The organism is Marinobacter sp. DUT-1 (assembly GCF_050379415.1).
Lineage (GTDB): Bacteria > Pseudomonadota > Gammaproteobacteria > Pseudomonadales > Oleiphilaceae > Marinobacter.
This window is the reverse complement of sequence record NZ_JBNRLS010000001.1, coordinates 242,145-254,930: the sequence shown is the minus strand read 5'-3', so window position 1 is coordinate 254,930 and position 12,786 is coordinate 242,145. Positions and strand designations below refer to the sequence as shown.

Here is a 12,786-nt window from a genome sequence, read left to right as displayed (position 1 = left end):
CCCCCAAGGGGGATGGCACCGGTGTCAGGTCAACCGGTGCGAGCCAACCGCGAAGGCGCCAGCCCGGCACCCGCGGTATGTTTGCGGAACCGCTCTTCAGCCAGTTCATTGGCGATTTCCCCGGTGGGAAGGCCGGAACGGTCGGAGCGGTTGAAGATTTCGGTCAGGGTGTCTCCGATAGTGTCCACGTGGGCGCGGACTTTCTCGGGGGTGGCGCCGGTGCGCTCGTAGAATACGTCGATGATGCCGCCGGCGTTGATCGCGAAATCCGGTGCATAGAGAATGCCGCGCTCTTTAAGCATGGCATCGTGCTTGGGGCGGTCCAGCAGGTTGTTGGCGGCCCCGGCGATGACGCTGGCCCGGATCTCGGGAATGCTGTGATCATTCAGAACCGCACCCATGGCACAGGGAGCGATCACGTCCACGGGCAGGAACAGGATATCCTCTGCGGTGGCGGGTTTTGCCCCCAGCTGATCCACCGCACGGCGCATGTTGTCCTCGTGGATGTCGTAGACCCAGAGCTCGGCGCCGGCTTCCTTAAGGTGCCTGGCCAGGCGGAAACCAACGTTGCCGATACCCTGGATGGCGACCTTCAGGCCAGTGAGTTCGTCCTGCCCCAACTTGTGCCGGACCGCGGCCTTGAGGCCGGTAAAGGTGCCATAGGCGGTGGCGGGGGAGGGGTCGCCGTTACTGGGATTGCCGTCAAACCCGGTGCGGGTGGCAATGCCGGCGACATGCCTGGTGTGGCGCCCCATCACTTTCAGGTCGGGTACGCTGGTGCCGGAGTCCTCGGCGGCGATGTACTGGCCACCCAGACTCTCCAGATGCCGGCCCATGGCCTCCATCAGCGCCTCGGTCTTGTGCTTGCGCGGATCGCCGATTATCACTGACTTGCCGCCGCCCAGGTCCAGGTTGGCCAGGGCCGACTTGTAGGTCATGCCGCGGGACAGGCGAAGCACGTCGCGAAGGGCTTCTTCGTCCGTGGCATAGGGAAACATTCGGCAGCCGCCGAGGGCAGGGCCCCGGGAGGTATTGTGGATGGCGATGATGGCTTTGAGTCCGGTTTCCGGATCACAGAAAAAGGACAGGTGTTCGTGGTTATCGAACTCCGGATGGGTAAACACGTTCATGACGAAATCCTCTCCCACCTGGCCGGATCGCGGCGGTAGGTCTGTCTTGTTTTTGTCATCCCGGCTTGTGGCCGGACCTTTGATTTCATGTGCCCATGCCCGATGGATTGTGTCGGGCGTGCCCTTGTGGGGCCGGACAGAAAAGAACCTAGCCTTGATTTACGTTAACGTCAACGTTTAATTTGTCAGCCCGCTCACGATTATCCTGCAGATTATCTGAGTTTCTCATCCAACTATTTGAGTCGTTGAAAATTTTCAGGAGGAGTAGTGGTTTCTACCTATTCGAATTGTATGGTTTCCGCCTTAGCTTTCTTCGATGCCTAACCATTCATATCCTTATCAGCTCCAGCCCCGGAAGGTGCGTGCGGAGTTCGTTCGCCTTTTCCCCATCTCGTTGTTCGTGGTGGCGTTTGGTACTGCCTTCGGACTGGCGGCCATCCAGTCTGGTCTGGCGCCGCTGGAAGCCATCCTGATGAGTACCACGGTGTTCGCCGGCGCCTCCCAGTTTGCCGCGCTCGAGTTATGGGGCGGGGAGGTACCGGTTCTGCCCCTGATTGCCGTTGTGTTCGCCATCAACTCCCGTCACCTGCTGATGGGCGCATCGCTCTATCCCATGCTGAAGGACGTGTCACCGGGTAAACGCTACAGCCTTCTGCTGTTGCTGACCGACGCCAACTGGGCGGTCTCGGCCCAGGAATACCAGAGTGGCCGCCGTAACCTGGAGGTCATCCTCGGTGGCGGGCTGGTACTCTGGCTGGCCTGGATTTTCGGTACCTGGCTGGGTGTTTATTTCGGGGGGCTGCTGCAGAACCCCAAGAACCTGGGGTTGGACATGGTGCTCGGCTGTTTCCTGTTGTCGATGGCGCTGGGAGGAAAGAAATCTCCCCGGGTTCTCGTGTCCTGGGCCGTGGCTGCGGCCGCTTCGCTGGCCGCCTGGAAATGGTTGCCCCCGAATACCCATGTGGTGACCGGAGCCCTGGCAGGGGGGCTCATCGGTTATTTCTGGCTTGACAAGAAACCCACCGGGCAGGCGTCACAGGAGGCAGAACACTCATGACTATTACCGCAACAGAACTGGGCGTGGTGCTGTTGATTGCCATCATGACGGTGGTCACCCTGGTGACCCGGTTTGGCGGCGTCTTTGCCATGTCCTTCGTGCGTATCAGCCCGCGGATCGAGAGCTTCATCAACACCATGGCAAGCTCGGTGCTGATTGCGATCATTGTCCCCATGGCCTTCAGCGGCGATGCCGGGGCGATCGCGGCGCTCTCGGTGACCGCCGTCACCATGCTGTTACTCCAGAAGCCCCTGCCCGCCATCGCTGCCGGTATCGCTTCCGCTGCCCTGGTCCGCTACCTGTTCTGATTCCACGGTCGCCATGGGATTCGGGTTCCTCAGGGCCAGCTCTCCGATCCCCGGTAACTTGATGCCGAGGGCAAGCGGATTAATGCCGAGGGACAGGCCGAATACGTTCAGCTCCAGTCCCTCGCGGACGCCTGCCAGCACGCCAAAGTAGCCGCCCAGGGAAAACTGGTAGCCGGCACCGCCGGGGACCTCCGCCACGACACCGTTACCCAGGTAGTCCTTGCCAATGGCATGGTTGGGCAGCGCGACCTCCAGCCCCTGCACCTGTCGGATCACCCAGGCCGTAAAGGTATTGCTGTTCGGCCCCGGCCAGGCCGCATACTCGGTGGGGTACGGGTAGTCCTCGACGGCCTGGTAGATCTGCGGAATCAGCGCAGCCGCCTGTTCGCCCCGGATATCGGCGTAGAGCGTCGGTTCCGCCCCGTACCACCGCCGGTCGGGCAGGGACGGGCGCGAGTTCACCACGTACCGGCGCCAGCCGGTGACTTCATGAACCCGGTACTGGCTGGCACCGGCTTCCTTGGTCGCGATCCAGGTGTGCACCGAAAAATAACCCCTCCAGCTCCAGGCACGGGCACCGTACACCTGGACGATCGCGCCCTCGTACTGCTCGGGTCTCGGGGCGATATTGGCGCTGTCCCGGCTGGCGGTCTGCCAGCTTTCCGCGCCCTGCAGCGTTTCGCTCGCCGCCATCAGCACCGGTCCTGCCAGCAAGGTCAGCAGGCTGGCGAAAATCCAGGCCGCGCTGTGTTTCAGTTTTCTCATAGGCGGTAGTCTCCGGCCGTCATTTGCTGGCCACGGGCTTGTCTTCTAATCTCAAAGTACAACGTTTATGTACTGGGAGATAGCCAATGTCCGATCACCATGTCTACAAAAAAGTGGAAATAGTCGGCTCCTCGAAGAAAAGTATCGAGGATGCGATCGAGAATGCCCTGGCCGAGTGCGGCAAGAGCATTCGCAACATGGAGTGGTTCGAGGTGACTGAAACCCGTGGCCACATCGTGGACGGGAAGGTCGGCCATTACCAGGTGGCGCTGAGGATCGGCTTCCGGATTGCCGGGAGCTGAGCCCTTCCTGAATTGCCCGTAAACACTCCGGTGAGCGTGGCAGGAGGTGAGTGATATGACCACTGAAAACACAGCCCTGTTGTTAGTGGATATCCAGAATGACTTCTGTGAAGGCGGTTCACTGGCCGTAGAGGGCGCCAGTCACATCCTCCCGGTGGTCAACCGGATGATCTCGGAGGCGGAACAGGGCCGCCAGCTGATCATTGCCAGCCGGGACTGGCATACGGTGGACCATGGCAGTTTCCAGGCCCGCGGCGGGCCCTGGCCTCCACACTGCATACAGGACACCCGGGGTGCGGCCTTCCATCCGGACATGGCGCTGCCGGACACCGCGGTGCGGGTCAGCAAGGGCACGGCATTTGATACCGATGCCTACTCCGCCTTTGACGGAACCCAGCTTGAGAGCTTCCTCCGGCGCTATGATATAACGACTCTGCGCATCGCGGGCCTGGCCCTGGATGTGTGCGTCCGGGCAACCGTGCTGGATGCCCTGAAGCATGGCTTCCGGGTGGAGCTGGTCAGCGACGGTTGCAAGGCAGTGGATCAAAAGAAGGCGCCGGAGGTGCTGGACGAACTGCGGGCCGCCGGCGCAACCATTTCATGACACCAGGAGGCCACTCCTTGATTCGGGAACAGGATCTGCCCCTGCTGGTTGATCTCTACGAGCTGGCCATGGCCCAGGCCTATTGGTCCGAAGGCATGCAGGAACGGGCCGTCTTCAGCCTGTTTTTCCGGGACATGCCCGAACACCGTAATTTTGTGCTCGCCTGTGGCCAGCGGAATATCTGCGAGGTGCTGGAAAACCTCCGGTTCACGGATGAGCACATCGCCCGTCTAAGAGCGTTGAACCGGTTCCAGGAAGGTTTTCTGGAATGGTTGAGGGGCTTCCGCTTCAGTGGCTCCGTGCGTGCAGTGCCCGAGGGCACACCGGTGTTCCCTCAGGAACCGCTGCTTGAAATCGAGGCCCCCATTGCCGAGGCACAACTGCTGGAGAGCCTGGTGATGAACTATGTACATCTGGAGTCTGTACTGGCATCCAAGGCGGTCCGGGTGGCGCTGGCCGCTCAGGGCCGCTCGGTGGCGGACTTCGGGTTGCGGCGGATGCACGGGGTGGACGCGGGACACCGGAGCGTCCGGGCCTATCGCCTGGCGGGGCTGTCGGCCACCAGCAATGTCCTGGCAGGCCTGGATTTCGGCCTGGAAGTAACCGGTACCATGGCCCACAGCTTTGTGCAGGCCTACCCCCGGGAGCTGGAGGCCTTCAAGGTCTATGCCAGGCTTTACCCGGGCACAACGTTGCTGGTGGATACCTATGACAGCCGGCGGGCGGTCCGGCGTATCGTGGAATGGCTGAAGAGTGATCCCGATGCCCGCGTCGGAGCGATCCGGCTGGACTCCGGGGACCTGGGTGCCGAAGCGAAGGACTGCCGCAAAATCCTGGACGACGCCGGCTATCAGGACATCAAGATTGTCGCCAGTGGTGGCCTCGACGAGTACGGTATCGCCCGGTTGCTGGAAGAGGGCGCGCCCATTGACGCCTTCGGCGTTGGCACTTCTATCGGCGTCGCGGTGGATTCCCCCTCCCTGGAGCTGGCCTACAAACTCACGCAATACGCCGGGGAACCGAAGATGAAAAGCTCATCGGGCAAGGTTTCCTATCCCGGCCCCAAGCAGGTTTTCCGACAGTTCGATAGCCGCGGGCAGGCCACCGGCGATATTGTGGCGCTCTGCCATGAGCAATTCGAGGGTCAGCCCTTGCTGGACGTTGTTATGGAGGACGGGCGGACTGTCGAGGGGGCCATTGCTCCGCTTGACCAGCAGGTCCTGCAGGCCGGGGCCCTGCTAAAGGCTCTTCCGGAGCGTCTGCGGGCGATTGAACCGTGTGAGTCGCTCGCAGTGACCATCAGTGAGAAACTGAAACAGCTCCAGGCGGAAACGCTTGCCAGGGTTTCCACCTGACCACACGGTGACGGTCACTTACTCAGAGTTCGTTTTCGGATCACCTGCACCAGCTGGCTGATCAGTTCCCTTGCCTCGTGGTCATGGAGGGCGCTGCATTTGTCCCTCATAACGCGGTGGTCGTGGTCGGACAGGTGGCCACCCGCATCCTTCAGTTCGTCAAGATACTGGCAGGCTGTCAGGTGGGCCTTGATCTCCACATCGATCAGCTGGGTGATCAGGTGTTCGGCGGTATCGCAGCAGAAGGGCCGGTTGTTGTTGAGTCGGGCCCGGGCATCCAGGGCTGCGTTTCGGGCATCAAGCCGTAGCTCACCCGGCGGGTCTCCGGCTTCCACCGCTCGCAGGAAGGCGCCCACACGGTCATACAGCTGCCACACCTGAGGCCAGAGCCTGTCATAAGCCGCTTTCTCGGTCCGGTACCGTGCGTCGCTGTTCGGGGCTTCGGAGTTTTCGGTCAGCACTGGCGGCTCCCCGTCGAAACCGGTCACCCTCAGCTCGTCCACTTCCCGCCAAAGCGTGGAGGTTTTCTCTTCCAGCAATTCCACCCTGTCCTGGTAGGCACTCCTGATCCGGCCCGCCTGGAATGCCGCGATAACCGCAATCACCAGAGCGGCCACGGCGATAATCATCAGGCTGCTTTCCGAAAAGAGAATCTCAGGCAGGAGCTCACTAATCATGGCAGTGCATCCCGTTCAGAGCCGAAAGTTGATTTGGTTCACACCAGTATAGAAGTTAATTCACGTCCTGTTGGCGATAGGGCAGCAGGGTTTGTGCCTCCTTGGAATAGGCTTCGACCTGGACAGCTTCGTCTTCGGTAAATTCCCGGATGGCCTCGCGAAAACCCGGGTGGGCAATGCCATGCCAGGAGTGGGTCAGCGTTGGCTCAAACCCGCGTACCAGCTTGTGCTCGCCCTGGGCACCGGCATCAAAGTGACTGAGTTCGAGCTCTATGGCCAGCTCGATGCCCTGGTAGTAGCAGGTTTCAAAATGCAGGTGGTTGTACTCGTCCAGGCAGCCCCAGTAGCGGCCGTACAGGGTGTCCGCGCCACTGAGGAACAGTGCGCCGGCGATCATCTGGCCTTCCCGAACCGCCATGATGATGTGCAGATGTTCCGGCAGGCGCTCGCGCAGCAGGGTGAAGAAGGTTTTGTTCAGATACGGGCGCTGGCCACGTTTGAGGTAGGTGGCCTGGTAGAAGACGTGGAAGGCGGACAGCACATGGTCGGGAATGTCGGTTCCTGAAAATCGTTCGAAGCGGATGCCCTGTTCGGTGACCTGGCGCCGCTCCCTGCGAATGGATTTGCGTTTGCGGGAGGTGAGCTCGGCCAGGAAGTCGTCAAACCCGGAATAGTCCCGGTTGTGCCAGTGAAACTGGCAGCCGATCCGGTGCAGCTGGTCCGGGTGGCTGAGCAACGCCTGATCCCGGTCGTCGGGAAACAGCAGGTGCCAGGAGTGGGCCCCGAGTTGACCGATAAGCCCGTCCAGTAACTCTGCCATGGTGCCGCCCGACAGGTCGGCCCTGAGACTTTCCTCGAGCAGCAGGCGGGGTCCCCGGGAAGGGGTGAAGGGCACGGCAATGAGTAGTTTCGGGTAGTAGTCGAGGCCATGGCGCTGATAGGCATCGGCCCAGGCCCAGTCAAACACATACTCACCCATGGAATGGCTTTTGAGGTAAGCAGGGGCAACACCTACAACGGCATTGTCTTGCCGGAAAACCAGGTGGCACGGTTGCCAGCCGGTTTCTGCGGTGGTGCAGCCGGATTCCTCCAGGCTCTGGAAGAATTCATAACGCAGGAAGGGATTGGTGCGACCTGCCAGGCGTTCCCAGTCTTCCGCGGGAATATCGGTGATGCTTGTGCAGGTCTGCAGGGTCAGGGGTGCGGATTCGGCCATGGCTCGGATACATTGTTGATGCGTACCCGATACCATACGCCAGAACCCGCCGGCTGATCACTCCTGTTTGGCAGCGCAGCCATCTGTAAAGGTTTTGCAAAGGAGTTTGTGCCGGATCAGCGTTGTTTAATGGCCGTGTTAGACTTTTTTCAGTTTCGTGAGAGGTGCCAAGATGCAGGACAGGGTGTTGCTCGTTGAAGACGATGAGGAGCTGAGGGAGCTTCTCGCCCGTTATCTGGCCAATCAGGGTTTTACCGTGCGGGAGGCCGCCAATGGCCGCGACGGCCTGGCCCTGGCCCTCGGCCAGGATTGTGACATCGTGGTACTGGACATCATGCTGCCGGATATCAGTGGGCTGGATGTGTTGCGGGAACTGCGTGCCCAGACCCACCTGCCGGTGGTGTTGCTCACCGCCCGGGGGGATGAAACGGATCGCATTGTCGGCTTCGAGGTCGGCGCCGACGATTACATTCCCAAGCCCTGCAATCCAAGGGAGCTGGTGGCCCGGTTGCAGGCCTTGCTCAGGCGCATCGCCTGGGATCAGAAGGCCGAGGTGCATGACAACCGGGAATATGGTGACCTCCGGGTCGAGCCCGCCCACCGACGAATCTGTCAGAACGGTCAGCCGCTGGATCTGACGGCCACCGAATACGAGGTGCTTCAGGTCCTGCTGGCCCATGCCGGCAGTGTGGTACGCAAGACCGACCTCATGCAGTGGGCGCTGGGGCGTCGTCTTGAGGCCCATGACCGGACGCTCGACATGCACATCAGCAACCTTCGCAAGAAGCTGGGCAATGATGATCCTCCCCGGATCGAAACCGTGCGCGGGCTTGGCTACAGCTATCGGGTACCCGTGTGAAGAAGCGGATGATGTTTCCGCTTTTCTGGCGGATTTTCCTGTCCATCTGGCTGGCCATGGCGGTCACGGTCGTTGCCAGCAATCTGGCCACCCGCTTCCTGCTGGATCGCGAGCGCCAGGCCATTGAACGCCAGGTGGGTCTTCGGGACCTGGGCATGGAAGCCATCGACATCCGGGAACGGCAAGGCCGGGGAGAAGCCTGGCGTTTCCTGCGCAGCCAGGGCGAGCGTCTGGATCTGCACCTGATCCTGATTGAACGTGATGAACAGGATGATCGTCTGCCCGAACCGATCCGGGAACGGATGAGGTCGAGCTGGAACCCCCAGAAACCCGCAGTTATCGATGTTTCCGAGAGCTACCGTCTGGTGGCCTGGCCCAGGCTCAGTGGGGAGGGCTGGCTGGATCCGGGGTTCTTCAGGTTTATAGAGTTCGCCCTGGCCGCTGTGCTGATTACTCTGGCCTGCTGGTGGATCGCCCGACTGGTGTCACGCCCGCTCAAGCATATGGAAACCACGGCGCAGACCATTGCGGCGGGCAAGAATTCTCTTCGGGTGAATGATGAGATTACCCGTCGCTGTGATGAGGTGGGCCAGCTGGCGACCGCGTTCAATGCCATGACCGATCAGTTGTGTAACCTGCTGGATCGGCAGACTCAGCTGCTTCGGGACATCTCCCACGACCTGCGCACCCCACTGGCACGCCAGCGGGTGGCCATCGAGCTGGCCAGTGAGAGTGGTGCGGATGCGCCCCTGATGGGCAGTATCCTGCGCCAGAACGAGCGCCTGGAGGCCATGACAGGGCAGATCCTGACCCTGTACCGGATCACCGAACAAGGCGAGGAAATTGCTCGGCTACCGGTGGAGCTACTGCCGTTGGTAAACCGCGTTCTCGAAGATGCCTCGGATTACGCCAGACACCTGGGGATTGAATGCAGCCTCGTTGCGCCTCCCGATATCGCCAGTGCCCGAGTCCCCGGAGACGAGGGATTGTTGCAGCGGGCGGTGGACAACATCCTGCAGAATGCACTGGACCATACTCCCGGGGGCAGGTCGGTTCACATGGCCATGAAAAAGTCAGCAAATCAGCTGATTCTTGAAGTTCGGGATGAGGGGCCGGGGGTACCCGAGGAAATGCTGGACCAGTTATTCGAACCGTTCTTCCGGGCCGACAAGTCCCGGGGTGGCAAGGGCTGGGGTCTGGGGCTGGCCATTGCGCGCGACATTGTAGCCGCCCACGATGGTACCATCACGGCCAGTAACAGTGCCGAGGGCGGGCTAAGAGTGACGATCCGCCTTCCGGTTTCTGCGACCGGATAAAGGACGTTGAGCCTCTGATAGTTCCTCGTCCTCGGGTTTGAGCGCAGCGGCACCCGAGAAGTCGATGCCTTCCTGCAGTTCGTCCTCGTCAAAACGGATACCACAGGCTGCCTTGCGGACTTTTGCCGGCTTGGCGGTACCCGGTGCGTTTGTTTCGTCGTCGTTTGTCACAGGTTTTTCTCCATGAATAAAGATTACCCGGTACCCGCAGGATACCTCGAACGGGAAACAGAAGTTAAGAAAAGCCGATTCATAGCCCGTGTGGCCCCGGTCAGTTCCAGGGACGAGGTCCATCAATGGCTGGAGCAGGCTCATAAGGATCACCCGGATGCCCGGCACATTTGCTGGGCTTACCAGATCGGGCGCCCCGGGTCGGCGGCGGAAGCGGCCATGAATGACGACGGTGAGCCCTCCGGAACGGCCGGCAAGCCCATCCTGAATGTTATACAGCACAAGGACATGGGCGATGTGCTGGTGATGGTGATTCGCTATTTTGGTGGCATCAAGCTCGGTGCGGGCGGCCTGGTCCGGGCCTATGCCGGGGCGGCAGAGAGCGTGTTGTCAGCAGTTGGGCGGGTGGTCCAGCAGCCGGTGACACCGGCCCGGGTCACCATGTCCTTTGCCGATGAGCAGCCGCTGCGGCACTGGTGCGAGGTGCATGGCGCCAGTGTCGATGCTGTCGACTATGGAACCTCTGTGGTGGCCGGGTTGTCTGTTCCCATGAACAAGCTGGAGGAATTCACGCAGTTCTGTAACGCCCAGAAGCTGGATTACGTTCTGGAAACCTGAGGATCGAAACGGCATCGGCATGCGTGTAGCAGGCGTATACTGAACTAAAACTTTCTGCGGACCAGCCGTGTGAGGAGTCAACCATGATACGTTTTCTGACCATAGCGTTCGCCGCGTTGTTGATGGCAGGTTGTGCTGCCAATGTGGTGACTGACTACGATGATGCCGTGGTGTTCGGCAATTATTCTACCTGGGCCTTTGCACCCAGTGCGGGCAACTCGTCCTTTGTCTCCCTGGATGGCAACCGGGTGCGCCAGGCGGTTGAGCGGGAGTTGAACCGCAAGGCCATGCGCCGGGTGGCTGAAGCCGAGGCAGATCTGCTGGTCAACTGGCAGATTGTCGAGGAAGAGCGTCTGGAACAGAGCGGCGTCGGCCTGGGGTTCGGTTTCGGGACCGGTCATTTCGGTTGGGCGTTGGCGGCCCCGCCCCCCGTGCGTGAGATCGATGAGGGCAAACTGGTCGTCGAACTGGTGGATAACGAGACAGATCAGGTTGTCTGGCGCGCGGCCAGCCGCCGCTATCTCCGGGAGAGTCAGTCCCCCGAGACCCGCAGTGAGCTCATTGATGAGGTGGTGTCCGACATGTTTTCGAAGTACCCTCCGGGCCTTGAATAAACGGAGGAATCTCTCGGAGGTACCATGAAGAATCGGTCTGGCGGTCTGGTCTATTCCACGGAACAGGGCAAAATGTGCCCGGGATGCCGGAATCCGGTCGATCAGTGCACCTGCGGCAAGCCCTTGCGAGCGGCGGGTGACGGTGTTGTCCGGGTCAGTCGTGAAACCAAGGGGCGCAAAGGCAAGGGCGTGACCCTGATTACCGGCATTCCCCTCGATGACAAGGAACTGAAAGCGTTTGCCAAGGTGCTCAAGGCCAAGTGTGGCACTGGCGGCACCATCAAGGATGGTGTCGTGGAGATTCAGGGTGACCACCGAGACCTTCTGGTTCCCCTGCTGCAAGAGAAGGGCTGGACTGTCAAGAAAGCCGGTGGCTGATCGTCTGATACGCAATCCTTTTTCGCGCACGTTACAATAGGGCGTGAGACAGCGTTTCCCCGAATTCTGAGCAATCAACGAAATCCCTCACTCCGGTACCCCGGGGCTGGGGGATTTCTGTGACTGGAGGCAAGCATGCATATACTGGTTCTGGGTGCAGGTGTGGTAGGCACAACCACCGCCTGGTTTCTGCAAAAACAGGGACACCAGGTAACGGTGGTGGACCGGCAGAGTGGCGCCGGCCTGGAAACCAGTTACGCCAATGGCGGCCAGATTTCAGTGTCCCATGCCGAGCCCTGGGCCAATCCGTCTGCGCCGCTGAAGGTGCTGAAATGGCTGTTCCAGTCCGATGCGCCGTTGCTGTTCCGGCCCCGCCTGGATCCGGCCCAGTGGCGCTGGGCGCTCGCATTTCTGGCCGAGTGCACCTCCGCCAAGGCGGCTCACAATATCCGACAGATGGTCAACCTGGGTACATACAGCCGCAGCCAGCTCCAGGCGTTGCGGGCAGAGCTGGGCCTGGATTACGACCAGCTGGAAAAGGGCATCCTGCATTTCTACACTAATCCCGCGGAGTTCGATGGCGCCCTGGAACCCACCCGCATCATGCAGGATCTGGGGTGTGATCGTCAGATCATCGATGCCAACCGGGCAGTGGAACTGGAACCGGCACTGGCGCCGATCAAGGACCGCATTGCCGGCGCCACCTACACCTCCGAGGATGAGTCCGGAGATGCGCGGAAATTCACCCAGTCGCTGGCAAAACGTTGCGAAGAAGCGGGCGTCGAGTTCCGGTATGACACGGATGTTCTTGGTTTTGATCAGGCGGGTGACCGGGTTCTGGGTGTCCAGACCCTGAGGGAAGGGCACCACGAAACCCTGCGGGCTGACAGTTACGTGCTGTGCCTGGGCAGTTTCAGCGCCATTCTCGCCCGGCAGCTGGGCATTACCCTGGATATTTATCCCGCCAAGGGATATTCCATCACGGTACCGGTCAAGAACGAGGAAGCGGCGTTCAAGGTCAGCCTGACCGATGACGAGTACAAACTGGTCTACTCCCGTCTGGACGACCGCCTCCGGGTTGCCGGCACGGCCGAACTCAGTGGTTATAGCCGCAAACTGAACCTGACCCGCTGCCGCGCCATCGTGCGGCGCACCGCCGAAGTGATGCCGGAGGCGGGCGACTGGGACCGTGCCGAGTTCTGGACCGGGTTGCGCCCGGCTACCCCCTCCAACGTGCCCTACATCGGCAAGAGCCACTTCGCCAACCTGTACCTTAATACCGGCCATGGCACCCTGGGCTGGACCCATTCCTGCGGCTCGGCCGCGGCCCTGGCGGATATTGTTGGTGGCAAAAAGCCGGAGGTGGATTTCACCTTCGCCGGCATGTGAAAACGGGGTCAGAAGAAAGCCTTCTTC

General features: G+C 60.9%; 16 protein-coding genes. 11 read left to right on the top strand and 5 right to left on the bottom strand.

Going from position 1 to position 12,786, the window contains the following annotated elements; genetic code table 11:
* Window positions 1-29: 29 nt before the first annotated feature.
* On the bottom strand, window positions 30-1,130 hold the full coding sequence (locus ACQUTG_RS01135; protein WP_428917643.1) for a Glu/Leu/Phe/Val family dehydrogenase: 1,101 nt from the start codon (window positions 1,128-1,130) through the stop codon (window positions 30-32).
* A gap of 316 nt (window positions 1,131-1,446) precedes the next feature.
* On the opposite strand from ACQUTG_RS01135, the gene ACQUTG_RS01130 reads away from it, so the two are divergent.
* Together ACQUTG_RS01130 and ACQUTG_RS01125 are read left to right on the top strand one after the other, a co-directional pair.
* Window positions 1,447-2,187, top strand: a complete 741-nt coding sequence (locus ACQUTG_RS01130) for an AzlC family ABC transporter permease (protein WP_428917642.1) — start codon at window positions 1,447-1,449, stop codon at window positions 2,185-2,187.
* The gene (locus tag ACQUTG_RS01125; RefSeq protein WP_428917641.1) at window positions 2,184-2,495 is read left to right on the top strand and encodes an AzlD family protein; all 312 of its coding nucleotides are present in this window, start codon (window positions 2,184-2,186) and stop codon (window positions 2,493-2,495) included. Before ACQUTG_RS01130 ends, ACQUTG_RS01125 begins: the two co-directional genes overlap by 4 nt.
* On the opposite strand, the gene ACQUTG_RS01120 is transcribed toward ACQUTG_RS01125, so the two are convergent.
* Complete coding sequence (locus ACQUTG_RS01120; protein ID WP_428917640.1) at window positions 2,424-3,260, bottom strand: DUF3750 domain-containing protein; 837 nt, start codon at window positions 3,258-3,260, stop codon at window positions 2,424-2,426. The genes ACQUTG_RS01125 and ACQUTG_RS01120 overlap by 72 nt on opposite strands.
* Window positions 3,261-3,346: 86 nt before the next feature.
* On the opposite strand from ACQUTG_RS01120, the gene ACQUTG_RS01115 reads away from it, so the two are divergent.
* From ACQUTG_RS01115 to ACQUTG_RS01105, 3 genes are read left to right on the top strand one after another with little or no spacing between them, the layout of a single operon-like run.
* Complete coding sequence (locus ACQUTG_RS01115) at window positions 3,347-3,562, top strand: dodecin (protein ID WP_428917639.1); 216 nt, start codon at window positions 3,347-3,349, stop codon at window positions 3,560-3,562.
* A gap of 55 nt (window positions 3,563-3,617) precedes the next feature.
* A complete protein-coding gene (locus tag ACQUTG_RS01110; protein WP_428917638.1) occupies window positions 3,618-4,166 on the top strand; it encodes an isochorismatase family protein in 549 nt (182 codons plus the stop codon).
* Between the two features lie 17 nt (window positions 4,167-4,183).
* A complete protein-coding gene (locus tag ACQUTG_RS01105; protein ID WP_428917637.1) occupies window positions 4,184-5,521 on the top strand; it encodes a nicotinate phosphoribosyltransferase in 1,338 nt (445 codons plus the stop codon).
* A 14-nt stretch (window positions 5,522-5,535) separates the two neighbouring features.
* Here the strand turns inward: ACQUTG_RS01105 and ACQUTG_RS01100 are convergent, their stop codons facing one another.
* Both ACQUTG_RS01100 and ACQUTG_RS01095 read right to left on the bottom strand, forming a co-directional pair.
* A complete protein-coding gene (locus ACQUTG_RS01100) occupies window positions 5,536-6,198 on the bottom strand; it encodes a hypothetical protein (RefSeq protein ID WP_428917636.1) in 663 nt (220 codons plus the stop codon).
* Between the two features lie 55 nt (window positions 6,199-6,253).
* Window positions 6,254-7,414, bottom strand: coding sequence for a GNAT family N-acetyltransferase (locus ACQUTG_RS01095; RefSeq protein ID WP_428917635.1), 1,161 nt, complete (start codon window positions 7,412-7,414; stop codon window positions 6,254-6,256).
* A gap of 172 nt (window positions 7,415-7,586) precedes the next feature.
* Here ACQUTG_RS01095 and ACQUTG_RS01090 point away from each other — a divergent pair, with 172 nt between their 5' ends.
* Both ACQUTG_RS01090 and ACQUTG_RS01085 read left to right on the top strand, forming a co-directional pair.
* The gene (locus tag ACQUTG_RS01090) at window positions 7,587-8,273 is read left to right on the top strand and encodes a response regulator transcription factor (RefSeq protein WP_428917634.1); all 687 of its coding nucleotides are present in this window, start codon (window positions 7,587-7,589) and stop codon (window positions 8,271-8,273) included.
* Entirely contained in the window at window positions 8,270-9,589 is a 1,320-nt protein-coding gene (locus ACQUTG_RS01085; RefSeq protein WP_428917633.1) for a sensor histidine kinase, read from the top strand. Before ACQUTG_RS01090 ends, ACQUTG_RS01085 begins: the two co-directional genes overlap by 4 nt.
* Here the strand turns inward: ACQUTG_RS01085 and ACQUTG_RS01080 are convergent.
* The gene (locus tag ACQUTG_RS01080) at window positions 9,548-9,760 is read right to left on the bottom strand and encodes a hypothetical protein (protein WP_428917632.1); all 213 of its coding nucleotides are present in this window, start codon (window positions 9,758-9,760) and stop codon (window positions 9,548-9,550) included. The two genes, ACQUTG_RS01085 and ACQUTG_RS01080, sit on opposite strands and share 42 nt — an antisense overlap.
* 12 nt (window positions 9,761-9,772) lie before the next feature.
* Here ACQUTG_RS01080 and ACQUTG_RS01075 point away from each other — a divergent pair, with 12 nt between their 5' ends.
* The 4 genes from ACQUTG_RS01075 to ACQUTG_RS01060 all read left to right on the top strand — a co-directional run bounded on the left by ACQUTG_RS01075 (window position 9,773) and on the right by ACQUTG_RS01060 (window position 12,759).
* The gene (locus tag ACQUTG_RS01075; RefSeq protein WP_428917631.1) at window positions 9,773-10,378 is read left to right on the top strand and encodes an IMPACT family protein; all 606 of its coding nucleotides are present in this window, start codon (window positions 9,773-9,775) and stop codon (window positions 10,376-10,378) included.
* Window positions 10,379-10,461: 83 nt separating this feature from the next.
* Complete coding sequence (locus tag ACQUTG_RS01070; protein WP_428917630.1) at window positions 10,462-10,992, top strand: DUF4136 domain-containing protein; 531 nt, start codon at window positions 10,462-10,464, stop codon at window positions 10,990-10,992.
* Window positions 10,993-11,016: 24 nt separating this feature from the next.
* Window positions 11,017-11,370 (top strand): translation initiation factor Sui1, encoded by a 354-nt coding sequence (locus ACQUTG_RS01065; RefSeq protein WP_428917629.1) that lies wholly within the window; start codon window positions 11,017-11,019, stop codon window positions 11,368-11,370.
* A gap of 135 nt (window positions 11,371-11,505) precedes the next feature.
* On the top strand, window positions 11,506-12,759 hold the full coding sequence (locus tag ACQUTG_RS01060) for a D-amino acid dehydrogenase (protein ID WP_428917628.1): 1,254 nt from the start codon (window positions 11,506-11,508) through the stop codon (window positions 12,757-12,759).
* The last annotated feature ends 27 nt before the right edge of the window (window positions 12,760-12,786 follow it).